Source organism: Terriglobus sp. TAA 43, from assembly GCF_000800015.1.
GTDB lineage: Bacteria > Acidobacteriota > Terriglobia > Terriglobales > Acidobacteriaceae > Terriglobus.
Genome location: NZ_JUGR01000001.1, coordinates 2,604,999 through 2,625,866, shown reverse-complemented (window position 1 = coordinate 2,625,866; position 20,868 = coordinate 2,604,999). Strand labels below are relative to the sequence as shown.

Sequence of the window (20,868 nt, the reverse complement as noted above, 5' to 3'; positions counted from 1 at the left end):
CTTGAATCAAGTTCGAGCCAAGATTCTGGAACCATCAGGAACCATTTCGTTTGCGCACCACTTCGTCCGCACAAGATGTTCGAAAACGATAATATTCGACATCACCCACATTTGCGAAACATGACGTGATCGCAATCAGAAAATGACCATAACCCCTGCGCGCAAACTGAAGTTGATCCCACTCCTCGCGGCCACCTATTTCATGGTTTCCGGTGGCCCGTACGGGTTGGAAGACATCATCGGCTTTGCCGGTTACGGTCGCGCACTTCTGTTGCTCCTGCTGCTGCCTTTCGTCTGGAGCCTGCCCACCGCATTGATGCTGGGCGAGCTATCCGCAGCCATGCCGGAAGAGGGCGGCTTCTACGTTTGGGTGCGTCGCGCCATGGGGCCGTTCTGGGGATTTCAGGAAGCGTGGCTGTCGCTCGCCGCTTCCATCTTCGACATGGCCATCTACCCAACCATCTTCGTCGACTACCTTGGCCGCGTTGCACCAGCCATGACCAGCGGACACCGCGGCCTGGCGCTTGAGATCGGCGTGGTCGTCCTCTCGGCTCTGTGGAATCTGCGCGGTGCCAAGTCCGTGGGCGATGGTTCCGTCTTCATTTGGCTGCTCGCACTCAGTCCGTTCGTCGCACTGGTTGTTCTCGCCGTTTATACGGGATCGCACACACCGCACGCTGCCATGGGCGCGCCCTCACGCATCGATCTTCCTGCCGCGATCCTTGTGGCCATGTGGAATTACATGGGTTGGGACAACGCAACCACCATTGCCAGCGAAGTGGAAGAACCGCAGCGAACGTATCCACGCGTAATGCTGCTGGCCGCAGGCATGGTCATGCTCACGTACCTCATTCCCATCGCAGCGGTGGCATGGGCGGGCATTCCCGCAGATCGTTTCTCTACCGGCGCATGGGCAGACGCGGCGCATCTTCTCGGCGGGACAGCGCTCGCTGTAGGAGTGGTCCTCGCGGGATCGCTCGACAGCATGGGCACATTCAATGCGCTCACACTCAGCTACACACGCCTGCCGTATGCGATGGCCTGCGACGGCCTGCTCCCCAGCGTGTTTGCAAAGCGCAATCGTAACGATGTGCCATGGGTCTCGCTGATCGTATGCGCCACATGCTGGGCACTGGCGCTGAAGCTCACGTTTGAACGCCTCATCACGATCGACGTGTTGCTGTGGGGACTATCGCTGATCCTGGAGTTCGCTGCGCTCGTCATCCTACGGAGACGCCAACCGCAGATGCCACGGCCCTTCCGCGTGCCCGGTCCCACATGGTTTGCCGTGGTGCTCGGGTGCGGTCCCGTTGGCCTGATGCTCTTCGCGCTGTGGGCCGCTCGCGACGAACACGTGGGCCATCTTCCCGCAGTGGTGTTCGCATTGATCATCGCGGCCTTCGGTATTCCCTTGTACCTGCTTGCCTCGCGGAGTATGCTGCGTTCGCGTCAACGCAAAGCTTCCTGAAAAATTTCTGCACCCTTTCTTCAAACGTCAGAATCCGATAGATGCAGTTGTTTTGATATCGAATTACTTCACGCAGAGGGACTCGCAATGAAACTCGCAGCAACCATCGCTCGTTATCTGCTGGGACTGATCTTTACTGTCTTCGGCCTGAATGGATTCCTGAACTTCATCAAACAGCCGCCACCGCCAGACCCGAACGCCATCCACTTCTTCACCGGCGTTGCGGTTTCGCATTATGCCTACATGTTCTTCGGTTTTCAGCTCATTGCGGGATTGCTGCTGCTGAGCGGCTACTTCGTCCCTCTCGCACTGACGATTCTTGCAGCGGAGCTGGCGAACATCCTCACCTTCCACGCCACCATGAATCCGGAAGGCTTTGCGCCTGCTCTGCTGGCCGCCGTGCTTTGGATCATCGTCTTCCTGCAATACCGCGCCAGCTTTGAGCCGCTCTTTGCTGCCAAGCCGCCAATCGAGTAAGCATCTTTCAAAAGAAACTGTAGATAGCGCATACGTTTCCCGCGTATAGAGAAACGTATGCGCTTCCGTTCGTTGTTCTCTGCCTGCTGCGTCGCCCTTTGTTTTCTTTCGCTGTCTGCTCTGCCGCAAACGGCGCAGCAATCGCGCATGCAGCAGATCGTGGAAGGCTTCGTCCATGAAAACCACTTCATGGGTGTGGTGCTGGTAGCAGAAGGTGACCACGTTCTTCTGCAAAAGGCCTATGGCGAAGCCGATCTGGAATGGCAAACGCCGCACACACTCGATGGTCGCTTTCGCATCGGCTCGCTGACTAAGCAGTTCACCGCCGCCAGCATTCTTCTGCTGGTGCAGCAGGGCAAGGTGCATCTGGATGACCCCATCCGCACCTACTATCCCGAAGCTCCCGCAGCATGGGACCAGGTCACCATTCGCCGATTGCTGAACCACACCGCAGGCGTGCCAAACTTCACCAGCCTGCCGGACTACTCCAGCACCCAGCGCCTTCCGGTAACTCCACAACAGTTGATCGCACGCTTCCGCGACAAGCCGCTGGACTTCGCACCTGGGACAAAGATGAAGTACAGCAACTCCGGCTATGCGCTGTTGGGATGGGTGATTGAAAAGGCCAGCGGCATGCCTTATTGCGACTACCTGCAGAAGAGCATCTTCACACCACTGAATATGGCGGAGACGGGATACGACAACCCGGCAACCATCGTCCCCAAGCGTGTTCACGGCTACGCTCTGCAGGATGGCAAATTCCGCAACGCCGACTTCATCGACATGAGCATTCCCTACGCCGCAGGTGGCTTCTATTCCACCGCAGGCGATCTGCTCAAGTGGGAGCGCGGTCTCTACGGCGGCAAGGTGCTGTCATCAGAATCGCTTCACATGATGCTGACGCCTGAGCCAAAGCAGACCTACGCCTTCGGCATTTCGGAACATACTGCCGCGGGCCACAAACGTTATGACCACGATGGTGGCGTCGATGGATTCAACGCCGACATGATCTATTACCCCGAGAAGCAACTCAGCATCATCGCGCTATCGAACGTGGAAGGCATCATCGCAGACCGCATCGCCGATGCTCTCGGCCGCTTCTACATGGGTGAAAACGTAATCCTGCCCTTCGAGCGCAAAGAAGTTCCCGTTACACCATCGAAGCTGAATGAGTACACGGGGACCTACACCGAAGCCGACGGCACACAGGATGTCATCACCGTTGAAGACGGCCACCTCGTACTGACATCGGGCGCGCGCAAGCGGCCTCCGCTCTCTGCAGAGTCGGAGACCCGCTTCTTCTCGCGCGCAACGGACCTACAAGTTGAATTTCATCGCGAGGCAGGCAAAGTCTCTTCCCTCACCATCACGCTCGGCGGCAATCAAACAACCGCCACACGACACTAAGCACTACGTCGTGATGCGCAGCACATAAGCGTAAGGATTCGGCTTGTCCGCAGGCATGGTGACTTCCAGTGTATCCGCCGTCTGCGTCCACTTCAGCTGTGCTGCGTTTGGCAGCATCTCCACTCGGTGGATGGAAGACGGAGTATGCTCACCACCGCGCCGCATCGACTTGATGCGCACCTTGCCATCCGTAGGCCACGCCAGCACAAACGCATATACAACATTGCCCTTGGCGGTGAAACGAATGTCTTCCGCCGTGTGCGGACGCGTCTTCTCGCTGAAGTTCTTTTCAATCGGCTCCGGCGGCCCTTCACCAAAGACCTTCCAAGGACGCGTGCCATAAATTGCCTCGCCATGTACAGGAACCCACGAAGCAAGCTGTTGCAGAAATGCATGCTCGTCTTCATCAAGACTGCCATCGCCACGCACAGGAACGCTCAGTAGCAGGTTGCCATTCTTGCTGATCACATCAATCAGCAACGCGATCACCGTATCGGCAGTCTTGTATTTATGTTGCTCAAAGATCGAACGCTTGTAATGCCAATCTCCAATGCAGGTATCGGTCTGCCAAGGCTCTGCAAGGATCTCAGTCGAGCGCGAACGTTCAATATCCAGCGTGAATCCGCCCATGTGGTTCGGGCCGGGCTTCTTCGCAAACACCACAGCCTGCTGCGATCCATGCCGCGCAACGCTGGTGTTGTACAGGTGTGCCGTCACGCTCAAACCCTTATCGCCAAAGGGCAATTCCTCATCGTCAAAGTACACAAGGTCAGGGTTGTACTTATCGAAGAGTTCTTTGCATCGCAGGAACCACAGCTCTGAAAAGTGCGGATTCTGCGGTGGATCTTCCTCATGCCACTTGCCATCGTGATCCTTGTGCCATGCATTCTGCGCGGCAATGGTGTTCACGCCATCCGGCATCGCAAGATCGGTGCGACCCGCATAAAGCGCTTGCGGATCAAGTCCTTCCCACCACTTGCCTTTGCCATCAGCCTTGGTCAGCGTAGCTGCGTCGTAACGCTGATTCGCCAACGGACCAACCGCGTCATATCCATACGCCACCTGGAACCAGTGCCACGCATGCGAGCTGTGGTTCGACACACCAAACTTCATGCCATGCGCACGCGCCACCTTCTCCCACGTGCCAATGATGTCGCGCTTCGGCCCTATGCGCGTGGAGTTCCACGGATGATACGTCGACGCGTAGTTATCAAAGTTGTCGTGATGATTCGCCAGCGCAAAGAAGTACTTCGCACCCGCAGCTTGATAAAGCTGCATCATCTGCTCCGGCTGCCACTTCTCAGCCTTCCACAGGTTGTCAATCTCCATGAAGCCAAACTTCGTGGGATGACCGTAGTGCTTTACGTGCCACTCGTAGGTGGGGTCGCCCTGCATGTACATCTTGCGTGCGTACCAATCGCCTTGTTCGGGTACACACTGCGCACTCCAGTGCGCCCATATGCCAAACTTCGCATCGCGAAACCAGTCCGGCGTTTTGTAGTGCGCCTTCAGCGAATCCCACGTAGGTTGAAACGGGCCGGAAGCAATGCGCATGGCGCTCTGAGGCCACATGGAAGCAGCACGTGCAGCAGCCACTGTGGCGGCGCTGCCCTGAAGAAAACGACGGCGAGACAAGTGCGAGAGCATGGCCAACATCCTACTCTCACACCCATCATCGCCGCCTGATGACGTTCTGATTGTGTAACTACGAGACGGTAACGATCTTCGTCTTCTTGCCCAGCTTCACCAGCAACTCAACAGTCTCAGCAGCAAGAGCAAGCCGCGCATCTTCCACTGTCACGTTGTCGATCTTCACGGCCTTCTCGGCACGCTTGCGACGTGCCTCACCCATGCTCGCGCAGAAGCCAGCAGCCACCATCAGCTTGTCCGTACCAATGGTGTTCGTTGCTTCTTCAAACGCAAGGTCAGCCTTCGCCAGCGACACACGTTCTGTATCTTCGCTGGTGCCGCCCTTTTGAAACTGTGTGGACCAGTTCTCTTCCGCACGCAGCGCATCTTCCTGTGATGAGAAGCCCGCGGTGATGGTGCGTGCCATGGCCTTCTTCACTTCCATGGGATGCAAAGAACCATCGGCAACCTTCGCCTTCATCGTGTCGATCTCGCTGGCTGGCACGTCCGTCAGCAGCGTCCAGTAACGCCACATCAGATCGTCGCCCACGGTCATCAGCTTGCCGAACATCTCAAACGGCGGCTCATCCACGCCAATGTAATTGCCCAGCGACTTGCTCATCTTCTGCACGCCATCCAGGCCCTCAATGATGGGCATCATCAGGATGATCTGCGGCTGTTGGCCGAAGTGGCGCTGCAGATCGCGACCACGCATCAGGTTGAACTTCTGATCCGTGCCGCCAAGCTCCACATCGCTCTCCAGCGCAACGGAGTCGTAACCCTGCACGATGGGGTAGATCAGTTCGTGCAGCGCAATCGGCTCTTCGTTATTGAACCGCTTGTGGAAGTCTTCACGCTCCAGCATCTGGCTCACGGTGAACTGTGCCATCAGCTTCACCATTTCAGCGAAGTCAAGCTTGTCCAGCCACTCGGAGTTCCAACGAATCTCGGTCTTATCGCGGTCCAGAATACGGAAGACCTGATCCTGATACGTCTTCGCGTTGGCTGCAATCTGTTCGCGTGTCAGCGGCTTGCGCGTCTGCGACTTCCCGGTGGGATCGCCGATCAGCGCCGTCGAATCGCCAATGAGGAAGATGACCGTATGGCCAAGCTGCTGAAAGTGACGCAGCTTACGCATCAGAACGGTGTGGCCCAGGTGCAGATCGGGCGCAGTGGGGTCAAACCCGGCCTTAATGCGCATGGGTTTGCCGCTGGCAAGCGAAGCCTCAATACGCTTCGTCAGTTCGTCCAGCGGAATAATTTCGGCAGCGCCTTTGGTAATCAGGTCAAGCTGCTCATTCAGTGGCGGGAAATTAGCCATAACCATCTAAGTGTAAAAGATGGGAGCCATTTCGCTGTGAAACCCGCTCAAAGCACAATCCGCGAGACCATCCTTCGTTTGCTGCAGGAGCGCGGTGACGGCAAGACAATCTGCCCCAGCGAGGTGGCGCGTGCCATCGCAGGTGACGTCCGCCGCGACTGGGAGCCATGGATGCAGCCTGTTCGCAACACAGCCGGAGTCATGGCCGACGAGGAAATCCTTCAAGTCACGCAACGCGGTCATGCCGTGAATGCTGCCACTGCAAAAGGCCCCATTCGTTTGCGACTGCGGTAAAAACACCTGCATTTCTGCCGCATTGCCAGTGAACGCGTATAGGCCGTTCCATCTCTAAGCTGGCTATGGCTACTGCGAAGAAATCAGCGAAGCGCGCAACCAAGTCCGCCAACACGAAACCCGCCGCAAATCGGCAGCACATCACGGGCGCCGATACAAAGAAGACACCAGGAAAGAAGTCCGCAGCAAAGAAGGGCGGGAAGAAAACCTCCGCAGCAAACGCGTGCTGGCCGGGCTACGAGCCCGTTCCGGGGAAGATGGAGGGAGAGAAGGGGAGCTGTGAGCCGAAGAAGAATCAGACGGCGGCAGAGCGAAAGGGAGACCAGAAAGCCGCAGCAGCGGCTCGTCTAAGCGGTCAGAGGAAGTAAGGGTGTTCTGCGAAATCGGCTCTTCGGCGCGAATTTTCATCGGAACGGCACTGCAAACTACGGGAAGAAGAGGGGCAGAGCGGCTGCGGAACAGCCTGGGGGAGGAGGGGTTACGCCTGGGACTCTGTGCGGCCGGCAAGGCTGGCAACGACACAAGGAGAGAGAACCATGGCGAAAAAACCGACAGCAACAATCAGATCATGCATTTCTAATACGTCTCACTTCTGTTGGAGAGCATCCACGCCCTCTCGACAGATTGAGAATCTCGTCTTCCCGCCAAATGCGATATCCATCGAAAGCTGCTTTAGAAAATCGTTGGTGGAAGACGCGATAACACCCTAGCGGCATTACCGTAGTCCGGCCACCCCACCCCCTTGATTAATCGGGAACATATGTAAGCCGCACAACATTCGGAACGATTCGATCAATAGCCTCGAGGCGGGGCGACGGCTGTGGCTTTGAGAAGAATGGTTTGTCGCCGCCAACCACTACGGGATGTAGGTAAATCTGGTACGCATCGATAAGCCCAAGATCAGTCAGGCTTTGCGCCAGCTCTGGACCGGCTACTTCTATATCGCCGGTCAGCTCAGCCTTCAGTTTGCGAATCGCCGTTTCCACGTCCCCTGAGATAAGCGTTGCATTCGGGCCAACGGACGTCAGCGAGCGCGACACCACCCATTTCGGTTTGCTCCGCCACGCTGCTGCGTACTCCCGCTCGTGCGGCTCCCAGCCCGGCTGATCATCGTCCCAGTACCGCATCACCTCGTACATGCGCCGGCCATAGATCATGCCGGCCGCTCCACTCACTTCACCGATGAAGTGGCGAAAGAGTTCCAGATCCGGCGAAAATTTCGTGTGGTCCCACGTAGCCGTCCAAAGACTGGTTCATTGCGAAGATAAGTTTCGCCATAAGGCTCTCCTGAATACTCAGGCAAACATTGCATGTTCTTTGTGCAACGCATTCGCCAGCGCATCGCTATCCGAAAAGGTGCTGTACAGGCCCGGCGTCACGCGAATCACAGGCCCCTTCGCCACACCCTTCCGCCACACTGTATGCACACGGTACTTCTCGAACAACATCGTTTGCAGATGTTGCGCCTGTTCGTTCGTGTGCATGCTCTTCAAACGAAAACTGGTGATCGCGCAGTAGCGCGCAGGATCATCCGGCACACAGATCTCTACGTTTGGCAGATCGGTCACAGCATGCACCCAGCGATCGCGCAGACTGCGCAGGTGCTTCTCTTTTGCCGCGCCGCCCACAGCAAAATGAAAATCCGCAGCCGTCGGAATCGATAGCAGCGCCGCGAAATTCACCGTGCCCGCAGGCACACGCGCCGTAATGTCATGCGGCGGAATCTCGTGGTTGTCATACGAAATATCAATGTCATCGATACGTGATCTGCGGATGTACATTGCCCCCGTGCCCAGCGGCGCAGAGGTCCACTTATGCACACTCCATCCGGCGAAATCGCATCCCAGATCGGCAATTTGAAAATCAAGGCAAGCCACACCATGCGCAATGTCGCAGATCGTATCCACGCCACGCGCACGCGCCATCGCAACAATCTCTTTCACCGGAGTAACAAGCCCCGTACGGTTCGACACCTGCGTCACCAGCAGTAGCTTCGCATTCGGTGTGCGCTTCAACACATCTTCATAAGCGGCAAGAATGTTGGCCGTGGTCGCAGGCTCCGGCATATCGAACTTCACCACCTGCGCGCCACGATGGTCACCCAGCCAATCCATGCTCGCAATCATTGCGTCATAATCCAGATCGCAGTAGATGACGGCATCGCCCGGCTTGATCGCCTTGTAGTTGCAGATGAGCGATTGCAACGCATCGGAACCGCTGCGCGTAATCGCAATCTCCTCATGCGACACGCCCACCATCTTCGCAATGGCGTCGCGCGCTTCACGCCCACCCGCTGCAAGACAAGCTCCGCCCGGCATTACATTGCGCGCCCAGATCGAGTTGTTGCGATTCACATACGCCGACTGCTCCGCATACACCTGCGCCACCGCACGCGGCATCACGCCCCAGTAGCCGTTCTCCAGGTTGTGGATGCCCGTCTCCACGTCATAGTGCTTTGGTAGATCGGCAACGGGAATGGAGTTCGGTGTGAGCTTCACGGCAACAACTGCGGCGGCTTGTGCGTCGGCACTTGCTGAAGCCATCATCGCAACAGGCGCGCATGCGGCAGCGGACTTCAAAAAAGTACGGCGATCCGGTCTCATCAGCGGTTGAACCTCGAAATGCGTAGCGGTGGCGTTATGCTATCGCACTTCGAGGTCGCACCACATCAAACTAAGCCTTCTTCGCCGCGGCATAGATTCGGGCGATGGCTTGCATATCGCGCAGACCCTCTTCGCCGTTCGGGCCCGGTTCCTTGTTGTCCAGAATGCAGCGCGAGAAGTAATCGCTCTCCACCAAAAACTGATGCGGATCTTTGTTCGCATCGGGCTGTGGCACTTCCACCGCTGGCTTCGACCTCAACGACATGTGAATGCCGTCGTATCCATAGCCAAAAATCTCCAGCGTGCCTTTGCTGCCGTGCAGTCGTGTGAAGCCTTCCTGGCTCGCACCATAGGTCGTATTGCACGTTGCAATCGCGCCTGAGGGAAATGTCATCACCCAACCGATCGTCTCTTCCACGCCCTTGAAACGCGGATCGGTGGGGTCAACATAGCTATGCGCGCTAATGTCCTTCGGCTCTTCCTGCAACAGCCAGCGACATGCGTTCAGCGAATAGATACCCACATCCATCAACGGCCCGCCGCCCGCATACTTCGCATCGCTGCGCCACTCATTCGGAGCAATATTGAAACCATTCGCTGCTTCGATAGCCCACACCTTGCCGATCACACCATCCTGAATCATCTTGCGCGCTTGCAGGAAAGTGGGCTCCAACTGGCAGCGATAGCCAATCATCAGTTTGCGATTCGCCTTGTGGCAGGCATCAATCATTGCCTGGCAATCGGCAGGCGTGTTGGCCATAGGCTTCTCGCACAACACGTGCTTGCCCGCCTGCGCCGCGCGAATGGTGTACTCCGCATGCATGTTGTTCGGCAGGCCGATGTACACGGCGTCAATGTCGGGGTTGTTCTTCATCTGGTCGTACGTTTCGTACGTGTAGATGTTTTTCTGCGGAACGCCATACTCCGCGGCGAACTTTGCAGCCTTATCCGGATGACCACTCACCAGTCCGGTGATCTCCCCATACTGGCCCAGCTTGGTGCCCGGCATAAAGTGCTGACACGATATGCGACCAAGTCCCACCGCGGCATAACGAATCTTCTTCGGAGCCTGGGGAAGCATGGTTGCAGGAAGGGATGTGGCCGCAGAAGCAGCGGCGGCAAGACGAACGAAATCACGACGATTCAGCACGGCGGCACCTCTCAGCAAAGAACCATAGCAGGGTTCGATGGCTGAGAGGATGCCAGTTATTTTCTGACAGCAAGAAAACTTAAGCGGAGCGCCGTCTTCTGCCGCTGACCAGGTAGATAGCCGCACGAAGTTCCAGCAACGGGTCCGCAGAAGCCTCAATGCCATCCACGCGCGGGATGGGATCAAAGATGATCGTCTTCTGCTCTGCCGCATCATCCGGAACTACTGCATTGATCTCAAGGGTGCCCAGGGTCAACACTTCGCGTTCGGCAGGCCAATGGATCGTCGCATCGTCCACCACATCACCAGGCTCCGCAAGCTGCACAGCCAGCGTGAACTTCGCAGGCTTCGCGGCAACACGCGCGCGAATCTCATCCATCAGGAAGTTCGCATCCTTCGCAGCAGCTTGTTCAGCGGTCAGGAAGTCATTGCCCTCTTCCGGCACAATGCGATAACGCCCAAACCTCGAAGCACCATCCCCGTTGATGAACTCCATCGCCGTAACGCCAAAGTAGGTTTCGCGCGCAAAGCTGCTGGGCGCAGGCTTCGGAATCTGAACAAAAGCCAGCGCCGCCGGATGCGACCCCAGAAACGCCTCCAACGGAGAACCCGCAAAGTTCGCAGGATCAGTCGCCTTCACAGCCTTCAGGAAGTCAAGAAACTCATAGCCATCACGCGCAGGGAACGCGTCGACCGAGTGCGACACAATGTCCGTGTGTTTGTGCTCGCCCAGCACAAAACGAACTGCCAGGCCGCGTGGGTCAGCATTCGCATCGTTATCCGGCAACATCGGCACGCCCGTCGAGTTTGAGAAACGAACCCGCACCGGTGTCGAGGGTTGATTGAAATGCGGCGCACGCGACAGCTTCGCAGCTTCTGCGGAAGGCGTGAACACACCCGCCAGCAATGCGCCCTTGGCATGAGCGGCGCGGAAACCAGGATGAACGCCAAAGATCGCATCGAACTGCGCCAGCAGATCGTTCGCAAGGGCAACAACGCGTTCATCATTCGGCAGGGGCATGTGTGTCTTCTCCAATGTGTTGAGTTCAAGACACTTTCGCACGTCACGGCTATCGTGTCGACCTGTAGAAGATCAATAGTGAGGAGGCGGCTCAGGATCGCGGATGGGTTCCGGATCATCCTTCACCGCGTGCGGATCCTGGCCAATGTTGTAGATCAAGCCGAAAGGATCACGCATATACAAACGCGGGATCGAAGGATCATCTGCAATCACTGTGCATCCACTGTCCAGCAGATCACGTCGCGCTTCCGCAACATCATCCACCAGAAATTCAAGCACCGGGCCAAGCGATCCAGCACGATCCAGATAGAGCGAAAACGCGCCCGCATCCAGCCCCACCATATCGGGTGTGTTCATGAACACGCGCAGACCCAGCACATCCCGATAGAAGGCCGTGGCCTCTTCAAGATGTGGGGTCTGCAACAGAACGTCTTTTGTAGCGCGTGCCTGCATCCTGCTTCTTAGTTTCCCGCAGGAGTCGCAGAAGTGGAAGTGGGCACCGCAGGCGTTGCAGGATTTGCAGGTGCAGCAGTCGGTGTTGGCGCAACAACTTTCACTGCCAGCCGCGGGAAAGTAAACGTCCCAGCAGTGTCATCCACCACATTCACCTGGCAGATGTACGTGCCCGGCTTCAACGTGTCCAACGGCACATCGAAGGTGAAGCCAACCGCACCGCGCTCCGCTTCATTCAATGTGTCTGCGGCAACCAGCGGAGTCTCAAACACCTTCGCGCCGTTTTGCAGGAACTCAATGGACGTCAGCACATGAATACCGCCAGACGCTGGCCGCGACTTCATGCCACTCTGTTTCGCATTCGCTTCCGTGACTGCCTGTTGTTGCGCCACAGCAGCAGCCTTCGCCGGATCGTACAACTCGTACAGCAGATACAAGTGCGCATCCTGTCGGAACACGTGCGGTACATTCGGCACAAACTGTTGCCCATCCTGCACCAGCGGATTCACCGGCGCATGCATTCCCGGAGGCATCGGTCCCGGCCGTCGTGGCTGTTGCGCTGCAGGTGTGCGCTGCGAACTCAGCACCACACTCGAAAGTTTGATCGGCTGCTTGCGTTGGTCGGGAACCACAAGGTCCGTCTCAAACGAGCCCATGTTGCCGGTCTCATTTTCACGCGCCACAAACTTCACGTGATAGTGCCCCGGAGCCAGCGAGAAGCCAGTGCTGTATTGAATGTTGCGCCGCGCCGCGCCAAGGTTCCCATCAACGGACAGCTTGATCGTTTCGCGCGCATTGCCCACCGCAATGCCCTGCGCATTCTTCACCTGGCCAACAATGTCCAGCGTTGCCTTGTCCTGATCCTTGCTGCGAGTAAACGGAATCTGCGAACCCGGCACAATCAGCGACATGGGAATGTAGTACTCATTCGGCGCAACGCGGAAGTAGAAAGCCTCCAGATACATTGAAATATCCATTGCGGGCAGGTCGCTCTTCAACTGTTCGTTGAGCGCGTATTCACGATCTTCCGTCTTCTGATGTTTGAAGTCGGCAGGAGCGTAATAGCCAGGACGATACTCCAGCTTCGCATCGGGATGGTTATTTAACTTAACCGTCAGATGACGGAACACGCCATCGCGCCGTTGATCCGTGGAGCGGAAACCAAGAATGTAATACGCCTCAGTATCGTGCTGAATCTGCGCGAATGCAGGGCCGAAATCATTCGAGTCTGAGAAGAACTTGCCGCCCGTGTCTGACGCCAATGTGCCCAGCGTCTCCTGCGATGCGAAGTTCGAATCCAGTCGCGACTGCATTGCACGTCCGCTATATGCGGAGGTGCCGCGCAGTGAACCTGTAGACGCATCACCCAACGGCGACAGTGCCTCCAACCCACGCGAATCCACGCTGTAAATAGCCATGTTCGCCTTCACGGCTTCATTCGTCGCGGCACGCATGCTGGCTTGATTTTCAATGCCCTGGCGCGTTAAGCCACCGCTGAAGTACAACATGCTCTTATGCTGTTCCAGCTTCTCCAGACTCTTTGCAATGGTCTGAATCGCGTAGAGCTGGCGATCGGTATTCAGGTTGTTGTATTCGGTGTCATCTGCAGTAAAGCCGGTGCCGTCTTCACTGGTCACGTCAGTATCTGCAGTAGCACCGTTTGCGAATCCCGCACCCTCATTGGTGCCGTTGAGCTTGCTCACCGTACGCAGCAACTGGTCTTTATCTGCGGTGAAATCATGGTCCAGCGAAAGCGATGTACTCAGGCTTGCCACGGCCACCAGATCGGCGGGCGCCATCTTCTTGTTGATGTAATCCTTCGCAGCTTGCACAGCACGATCAATGTCTTCATCCTGCATGCTCGACAGATCAAAGAACATCACGATCAAACGATGATCCCGCAACTGCTTCTGATCCGCTCCCATGCTGCGATCCAGAATCTGCGCAATCGTCGGTGCTTTTCCGCTCACTGTGGCTTCATTCAAACGCGCGGCTTGATCCACAGTCTGATAGTCGAACGATGAAATCTTCTGCGCTTTGTTGTTCTCAAGAATGGTGAAGTCAGAAGCCTTTAGGTCCTTGATCACCACGCCTGTCTTCTTATCGCGCACCACCACATTGGTGAGCACCATGTTCGAATCGACTCGCAGCGTAAAACTCTGCGACGAACTATCGCCCACCTGTTGAATGCTGGTTCCGGTAGACGCAGGCTGTCCCGGCTGTGGTGTAGGAGCCTGCTGCACGGGCGTGTTCAATTGCACCGGAGACTGTTGTTGCTGTTGCGCGAGCGCAACACTGGCGCACAACGAAATGCATGCGAGTGAACGGAGCGTGTTGGCCATTAGAACCGATACCTCGCATCAAAAGTGAGTTTGCGTGGCGCCGCCACAGCCGTAATCTGCCCAAAGGTCGATGAGTTCAGCACGGAGTTCACACCGCTGTACTGCACTGTGTTGAACACGTTCGATGCCGTGATGCGTCCTTCAAAATTGCGCAGCTCGCCAAGCGGAATGCTCTTTGAAAGCGACATGTTCACAGCCACCGTTCCCGGCAGTTCAATACTGTTGCGCGATGCCGTGCCAAACACCACGGAAGAAGATGGTGTGGTGAATGCTTTCGGGTTGAACCAGCTACGCAGCGTTCCCGCGCCTGCAATCGGCTGGGTGAAATCGCGGTCCGGACGCAACGTGAAGTTATTACCTGCAGAAGCCTGCGCCACCGTGTTCTGATACTGCGGCGTTGTGTACGTGCCTGTGGCAAAAGTGAATGTTCCACTGAACCCGAAGTTATCCAGCGCCTTCGATAACTTGCCGCCCTTGTTTAGGAATGTGCGGTTCGGGCCGATAGGCAGTTCATACAGAAAGTTTCCCGTCACCTTGTGACGCACATCGAAGCTGCTGTTGCCATACTCCAGATCAATGCGCTTATCGTTCTGCACAATCGTGTTGTTGCCCACGCCGCCAATCGAACTCGCATCATCAATCGAGTGGCCGTATTGATATGTCGCCTGCAGCGACACACCCTTCTGCAGCCGCTTGCGTGCATTCACGCTCAACGAATGGAAACGCGAATCACCAATGGAATCCTCATACACAATCGATTGCGCATTACCAATGACCGACGTTGCCGTGCGGTTCGGTGAGCGGCGCAGATCCAGGCTGCTGCCCAGCGATCCGTTGTAGCCAACATTCGTCACAATGCCCATCGGGAACGTGTGCTGAATGTCCATGTTGAACACCTGCACGCGACCCAGTCGATAGTTCTTATTCACCGCAAACGTGTTCTGCAGAATCGACGACGAGGTGCAGCTAAAGCCATTCGCCAGCGTGAACAAACTGCCACTCGCAGAACCCGCAGTCGTGATGTTGCCGCAACCCTGATCCGTGCTGCCTACCTTCGCTGTGTTGTTTTGTGATTGGGCAAAAGGCTGCTGATACGAGAGCGAGTTCGCGAAATTCGCATACTGGCCCACGTTAAAGTTCAGGCCGTACCCCCCGCGCACCACCGTGTTCTTCAGATACTTCGGACTCCACGCCACACCAATGCGTGGTGACCACAGCGAGCCATCCGGTGTAATCAGCGAGCGAGGAAATGCCCCTGAGTAAGGTCCGCTGGCACCTGAAACCACACGCGCGTATTCCGTAAAGTCAGCGTTATGATCCAGATTCACCAGGCGGTTGTTCTCTTCGATATACGGCGAGAAGTATTCGTAACGCAGTCCATAGTTCACAGTGATATCGCGACGAACACGATAGTCATCCTGCACATATCCATCGAAGATCCACTCGCGCAGATAAATCTTATTGCTGCCCGCCTGAATGGCCGTTGTCTGTGGCGCTCCCAACAGAAAATCTGCAAACGCAGAACCACTGGTAGTCCCTGTGGCGTTCGTCCCTGATGGAGATTGCGTTGCATAGCCGGTAAAGGAGAACGAACCCAAACCATTGCTGCCCGCAATCATGTCCAGATGCTGGCGACGGCCATCAAATCCAAAGCGGAAGTTGTGTTTGCCATGCCGCCAACTCACCACATCGCTCAGCGTGAACACTTCCTGCAAACGATCGGAAGGCTGCGTGTCAGAGATGCCTGTGAAGTTGGTGAACGATAGCCCTGGCACGCCGTAATACAAGCTCTGCTGCGCTGTGATGGGCTTCGGAATGCTGAGCCCCGCCGCACTTGCGGGATCGACTGTGCCGCTAGTGAAGTTGTTCGTCGCCATACCGCGACTGCGGTTCCACCCCAGCGTCAGGCTGTTGCTCAGCCGTCCATAGCTCAATTGGTATCCCGTACTTAGGCTGTAGCCATTGCTGACGTTCTTGCCATCCAGCGCAGCCATCAATCCACGGGAATCGCTTGCAGTGTGTGAGTAAGCAAAGTTCGCACTCAAATTCTGACGCAACACTGCAGGTCCCTGCTGACGCTGATTGCCACCGCCGCCACCACGGGCTCCGCCACCGCCGCGCCCACCACCACCAAAGCCTTGTCCCGCACTGGCACCAAGCTGCCGCGTAAACCGCGCCGAAATCTGTGACGAATTGTTTCCAATCGTCGCAATGCGTTGGTAGTTGTAATTTTCGTTTGTACTGGTGGTGCCGTTGGTCGTTGTGTTCGGCGTGGGAATGTACTGCAGCAACGCCTGCGCCTGCGCACTCAGTGGCGTGGTGATCACGTTGCACGTTGGATTGGTATACGTCGCGCAATTGCCATACGGAGTACCGGTGTAAGGGTTGTACAGAATCACCGGCGTCGCAACGCCACTCACCGTCTGCGTCAACCCATTGAAATCACCACTGCGTTGCAGCAGCGTAGGCACCGTTCCGTAGATATTGCTTGGCGTGGAGACGCGCTGACCAGTCCAGTTCAGAAACAGATTCTGTTTCGTACTCGGCTTGAACAATCCCGGAATATACGGCGACCCATTCAGCGCCACACCATACCGATTGCTGCTGTATGCAGGCTTCACCGGATTGCCAGTGATGGAAAACTGCGTGGCATCCAAGGCAGCATTGCCTGCGGTGTAATACACGTTGCCGTGAATGGCGGAAGGATTGAAGTTGCGGAAACCGCCGCGGCCAAATCCGCCGCCACCACCAAATCCACCCGGCCCGCCACCTGGCCCACCAAATCCACCACCACCGAAGCCGCCGCCAGGACCACCCCCCGGTCCACCAAATCCACCGGGACCGCCCTGCATCATGCCGCCCACCATGCCCACAATGGCATTGGCAATTTCAGATTGCCCGCCACCATTGCGCTGCGCATTCGCAATCGCATCCTGAATGCGGTTACGCATGTCGTCTTCGTTAAACCCGGCAAGCCCGTTGATCTGCCCGCCCTGCCCGCTCACGGCAACAGAGTCCGCGCCCGTCGTATCCGCGCCGCCAATGGAAGTCAGTGTGGGAGCAGCCTCGCCTCCCGCTGACGCATCTTCTGTATCCACTGCACCAGCCTGAGCGCCGCGCAATGATTGCAACCCGCGCGTCAGCGTCTGCGCAGTCACTCCCGCAACAGCAGTTGTTCCGCTTTCCTGCGCCGTGCGTGCGGCAACGCGCGAAGCCAACTCCAGTTCCAGCGCAGCCTTGCCTTCGTGCTGCGTTGCATTCAGTACAACCTCAGCCGTGGCCGCAGCAAACGCAGCAAACTCCGCACGGATCACATAACGCCCGTTACGCGGAATGGTCATGCGAAAACCACCGCTAACATCTGTCGCCGTGGAGTACTTCTTGCCGGTCAACGTGTTCGTGGCGGTAATGGTCACGCCCGGCAGCGGTGTTCCTGCGGCCTTCTTGCCGTTCGCATCCGTAGCCGATGCAGAAGTCACGGTGCCAGTAATGGTGCCGCCCTGCACTTCTTGTGGAGCAGTTGCAGCCTGGGGCGGCGCATCTGTAGCAGGTGCAGGTGGAGCGGCTGTTTGCGCCTGCAACATGGCCGCTCCAAGAAACGGGGCGGTTAGAGAAAGACGCTGCCATGGACGGCAAATACGCACGAAGAACCCTCGCAGAAATCCGCGAACGGATAAGTAATAATCTGCTCCTAAAGACGCGATGTAGAAAGAAAATGTTTCGGAAGAAATTAGTTAGGAAAGTTAATCGTATGCGGCCGATGATTGAGTCGTTTCATCATCATGCGCAATAAGCAGCACTGCGTGTTGGCCGTCGCTTTACACTCAAGCCACCAACCTGTGTTGCAATAGTCCGCGAAACAAATCGCGGAGGCAACGCGTCGTGAAACAACTTCTTGCAACACTCCTGCTGGCGGCAACTCCGCTCGCAGCAGTTCGTCCCACACCGGCACAGGAACGCAAGCCGATGGTGGTGGTCATCAGCCTCGACGCATTTGGCGCGTCACTCCTGCACGATCCCGTGCTCCCCGTTCCCACTCTGCACAGCCTGATGCAGTCCGGCGCATGGGCCACCAGCATGCAGCCTGTAAATCCCACGGTCACCTGGCCCAATCACACTGCCATGGTTACCGGCGTCACGCCCGCAAAGCACGGCCTAATCGCGAACGGCCTCATCCACGGCCAGCGCACCGGCGGCCCAATTGGCGTGGAGTTCCACGCAGATAAATCAAAGCTGGTACACGTACCCACCGTCTATGACGAAGCCAAAGCCAAGGGCCTCGTCACAGCAGAGATGGATTGGGTCGCCGTAGAAAATGCAGGCATCGATTACAGCTTCTTTGAACAGCCCGTGGAATCCAGCAAGCTGATCCAGGAGATGATTGCCTCCGGCGACCTGAAGCCCGAAGAGCTGAAGAACTTCAATCACGGCCCATCGCAGCCTTACCGCGATCGGCTCTACACACGCGGTGCAATCTATGCCATCAAGCATCATCACCCGAGCCTGACGCTGCTGCACCTGCTCACGTTAGACGGCACGGAACACGCATACGGTTACAAGACGCAGGCAGGCGATAACGGCGTCGCGTTTCTTGATGATCAGGTGAAGGAAGTCATCAACGCCGTGCGCGAAGCAGGCGATCTCGACCGCACCACCTTCCTCATCGTCAGCGATCACGGCCAGTCCAGCGTGCACCACAGCGTTGATCCGAACGCCGTGCTGAAGAACGCAGGCATTCAACCCAGTGAAGCCGCCGCACTCGCCGAAGGCGGCGCAACGTACATCTATGAAACGCATGCCAACGCAGCGTTAACTGAGAAGATCAAAGCCGCCTTCGCTGCCAGCCCCGCAACGGATACCATTCCGACCGAGAGCGAGATGGTTGCGCAGGGATGGCCGCGTCCTGCCAACAACGACACCGCACCAGACGTCATCGTCTACGCGAAAGAGGACTGGAAGTTCGGTGGCGTAAGGCCCAACGCTCCCAATCCCGAACCGCAGACCGGAGCACACGGCTATCCCAACACGCGTCCGCTCATGCAGGAGATCTTCATCGCCAGCGGTGCGGCCATCAAGCCCCACGCAGGCGAACAGCCATCGTTCCCCAACCTTGACGTGGCCGCGACCATCGCAAAGATTCTCGGCCTCTCTTACAGCAACATGGATGGCAAGCCGCTCACCAACATCCTGAAGTAAGCGTGATAGCGGGCGTCGCAAATCAAACGACGCCCGCCTTCACAACACATCAATCCACGCGCAAAATCAGGCACTTTAGATACGCCGTCTCAGGCAGCGTCAACACCTCAGGATGATCAGGTGCCGCACCGCGTGTCTCCATCAATCGCACATGTCGTCCTGCATCCGCAGCAGCTTCCGCGACGGTGGCGATGAACATCTCGCGGCTCACATGGTGCGAACACGAACACGTCACCAGCACACCACCCGGCTTCAGCATCCGCATCGCGCGCAGATTCAGCTCCTTGTAACCGCGCATCGCGCCCTCGGCCGCACGCTTCGTCTTCGCAAACGCAGGTGGATCCAGAACAATCGTGTCGAACTGCCGCTTCTCCGAGTCATAGGCGCGAAGCAGTTCAAACGCATCCGCCTCAATCCACTCCACCTCGGCCGCAATCGCTTTACGATTCTGCTCCAGGTTCTCTTCAGCAGTCTCAAGCGAACTACGGCTCTGATCCACACCCGTAACCTTCGCCGCCACACGCGCCAGGTGCAGTGCAAACCCACCCTGATAGGTGCAGATGTCCAGCGCCTCACCGTTGCCGCTGCCATGCGCTTCCGCATGTGCTGCGGCTGCCGCGGCGTAGTTCAATCGCTGATCCAGAAACGCGCCCGTCTTCTGCCCGGCATTCGCGTCGTAGTGCAGGTGAAGTCCGTTCAGCGTGAACAGCGTCTTCGGCGGCCCACTCACGCCTTCACGTACAAAGAGCGGCTCCGCAGAAGGCGCAGGAAGATTCTCCAACTCGCGAATACGCGGATCGGCCCGCTCCACCACCTGGTTCACACCATCTACAGCCAGCTCGCGTGCCAGTACGTCGCGCACATCGTCCTGCGCCGTGCCTTGTGCCAGCAACTGCAGCACTACCAGGTTGCCGTAACGATCCACCACGATTCCCGGTAGGTTGTCGGCCTCTGAGAAGATCAGCCGCGCCGAATCTGTGCTGCCATCCGCCAGCATCTTCTGCCGCAGGGCCAGCGCAGCGCGCACCCGCACCGCCATATCTTCCACATATTCGCCACGTCCCACACGCGGTTCTGCGGAAATCTTGCGGAGCGCAATCTGCGAAGCCTCGGAATACATTGCCGATCCCAGCGGAATCCGCCGGCTATCCATCAGCGTCACCAACCCACCCGGCACCATCGCAGTCGCCCCCAGAGCCGGAATCAACGACTCCACATCGCTCCGGTACACCCACAGGTGCCCCGCGCGCAGCTTATCCGCCGCCCGCCGCGACAGAATCACCGCTGGCCCTGCCTCATCTGCTTCAAGCAATTGGGGTTCGGTGGCGACAGGTCGGCTGCCACCGGAAAACTTCTTGCGTGCGCCGGTATCGCGCCGTTCTTTGCGTTTTACAGTCATCCCTTCCATCCTCGCACGGTAGCGCTGTCGGCCAATTTGGCCCAAAGGAACAGATTCTGGGTGATTACCGCGACTTCCATCCCCATATCAGGTCTGATCAGGTTACGG

General features: G+C 57.2%; 16 protein-coding genes. 6 read left to right on the top strand and 10 right to left on the bottom strand.

The window, feature by feature from the left end:
• The first annotated feature begins 142 nt into the window (after positions 1 to 142).
• The 3 genes from M504_RS11165 (at position 143) to M504_RS11155 (ending at position 3,352) form a co-directional block, all read left to right on the top strand.
• The gene (locus M504_RS11165) at positions 143 to 1,468 is read left to right on the top strand and encodes an APC family permease (RefSeq protein WP_047491273.1); all 1,326 of its coding nucleotides are present in this window, start codon (positions 143 to 145) and stop codon (positions 1,466 to 1,468) included.
• An 87-nt stretch (positions 1,469 to 1,555) separates the two neighbouring features.
• Positions 1,556 to 1,945 carry a hypothetical protein gene (locus M504_RS11160; protein ID WP_047491270.1) on the top strand — a complete coding sequence of 130 codons (390 nt, stop codon included), beginning with the start codon at positions 1,556 to 1,558 and terminating at the stop codon, positions 1,943 to 1,945.
• Between the two features lie 57 nt (positions 1,946 to 2,002).
• On the top strand, positions 2,003 to 3,352 hold the full coding sequence (locus tag M504_RS11155) for a serine hydrolase (protein WP_047491267.1): 1,350 nt from the start codon (positions 2,003 to 2,005) through the stop codon (positions 3,350 to 3,352).
• Between the two features lie 3 nt (positions 3,353 to 3,355).
• Here the strand turns inward: M504_RS11155 and M504_RS11150 are convergent, their stop codons facing one another.
• Together M504_RS11150 and tyrS are read right to left on the bottom strand one after the other, a co-directional pair.
• On the bottom strand, positions 3,356 to 4,999 hold the full coding sequence (locus M504_RS11150) for an alpha-L-fucosidase (RefSeq protein WP_232296251.1): 1,644 nt from the start codon (positions 4,997 to 4,999) through the stop codon (positions 3,356 to 3,358).
• 58 nt (positions 5,000 to 5,057) lie between these two features.
• Positions 5,058 to 6,302: a tyrosine--tRNA ligase gene (tyrS, locus tag M504_RS11145; RefSeq protein WP_047491262.1), complete on the bottom strand. Its 1,245-nt coding sequence runs from the start codon at positions 6,300 to 6,302 to the stop codon at positions 5,058 to 5,060.
• A gap of 36 nt (positions 6,303 to 6,338) precedes the next feature.
• Between tyrS and M504_RS11140 the strand changes: the two genes are divergently transcribed.
• Positions 6,339 to 6,596 carry a DUF3253 domain-containing protein gene (locus M504_RS11140; RefSeq protein WP_047491260.1) on the top strand — a complete coding sequence of 86 codons (258 nt, stop codon included), beginning with the start codon at positions 6,339 to 6,341 and terminating at the stop codon, positions 6,594 to 6,596.
• 65 nt (positions 6,597 to 6,661) lie between these two features.
• On the top strand, positions 6,662 to 6,964 hold the full coding sequence (locus M504_RS11135; RefSeq protein ID WP_047491257.1) for a hypothetical protein: 303 nt from the start codon (positions 6,662 to 6,664) through the stop codon (positions 6,962 to 6,964).
• A gap of 378 nt (positions 6,965 to 7,342) precedes the next feature.
• Here the strand turns inward: M504_RS11135 and M504_RS11125 are convergent, their stop codons facing one another.
• The 7 genes from M504_RS11125 to M504_RS22670 form a co-directional block, all read right to left on the bottom strand.
• The gene (locus M504_RS11125) at positions 7,343 to 7,753 is read right to left on the bottom strand and encodes a dihydrofolate reductase family protein (RefSeq protein WP_232296250.1); all 411 of its coding nucleotides are present in this window, start codon (positions 7,751 to 7,753) and stop codon (positions 7,343 to 7,345) included.
• Between the two features lie 138 nt (positions 7,754 to 7,891).
• Positions 7,892 to 9,199 carry an aminotransferase class V-fold PLP-dependent enzyme gene (locus M504_RS11120; RefSeq protein ID WP_052200637.1) on the bottom strand — a complete coding sequence of 436 codons (1,308 nt, stop codon included), beginning with the start codon at positions 9,197 to 9,199 and terminating at the stop codon, positions 7,892 to 7,894.
• A 70-nt stretch (positions 9,200 to 9,269) separates the two neighbouring features.
• Positions 9,270 to 10,349, bottom strand: coding sequence for a Gfo/Idh/MocA family protein (locus tag M504_RS11115; RefSeq protein WP_047491251.1), 1,080 nt, complete (start codon positions 10,347 to 10,349; stop codon positions 9,270 to 9,272).
• A gap of 79 nt (positions 10,350 to 10,428) precedes the next feature.
• Complete coding sequence (locus M504_RS11110) at positions 10,429 to 11,370, bottom strand: catalase family peroxidase (protein WP_047491248.1); 942 nt, start codon at positions 11,368 to 11,370, stop codon at positions 10,429 to 10,431.
• A gap of 72 nt (positions 11,371 to 11,442) precedes the next feature.
• A complete protein-coding gene (locus M504_RS11105) occupies positions 11,443 to 11,823 on the bottom strand; it encodes a VOC family protein (protein WP_047491245.1) in 381 nt (126 codons plus the stop codon).
• Positions 11,824 to 11,831: 8 nt separating this feature from the next.
• Complete coding sequence (locus M504_RS11100; protein ID WP_232296249.1) at positions 11,832 to 14,165, bottom strand: VWA domain-containing protein; 2,334 nt, start codon at positions 14,163 to 14,165, stop codon at positions 11,832 to 11,834.
• Positions 14,165 to 17,749 carry a TonB-dependent receptor gene (locus M504_RS22670; protein WP_052200636.1) on the bottom strand — a complete coding sequence of 1,195 codons (3,585 nt, stop codon included), beginning with the start codon at positions 17,747 to 17,749 and terminating at the stop codon, positions 14,165 to 14,167. Before M504_RS22670 ends, M504_RS11100 begins: the two co-directional genes overlap by 1 nt.
• 298 nt (positions 17,750 to 18,047) lie before the next feature.
• Between M504_RS22670 and M504_RS11090 the strand changes: the two genes are divergently transcribed.
• Complete coding sequence (locus M504_RS11090; RefSeq protein WP_047491239.1) at positions 18,048 to 19,361, top strand: alkaline phosphatase family protein; 1,314 nt, start codon at positions 18,048 to 18,050, stop codon at positions 19,359 to 19,361.
• A 49-nt stretch (positions 19,362 to 19,410) separates the two neighbouring features.
• Here M504_RS11090 and M504_RS11085 read toward each other — a convergent pair whose 3' ends face one another.
• Entirely contained in the window at positions 19,411 to 20,760 is a 1,350-nt protein-coding gene (locus tag M504_RS11085; protein ID WP_084214279.1) for a class I SAM-dependent rRNA methyltransferase, read from the bottom strand.
• Between the last annotated feature and the right edge of the window lie 108 nt (positions 20,761 to 20,868).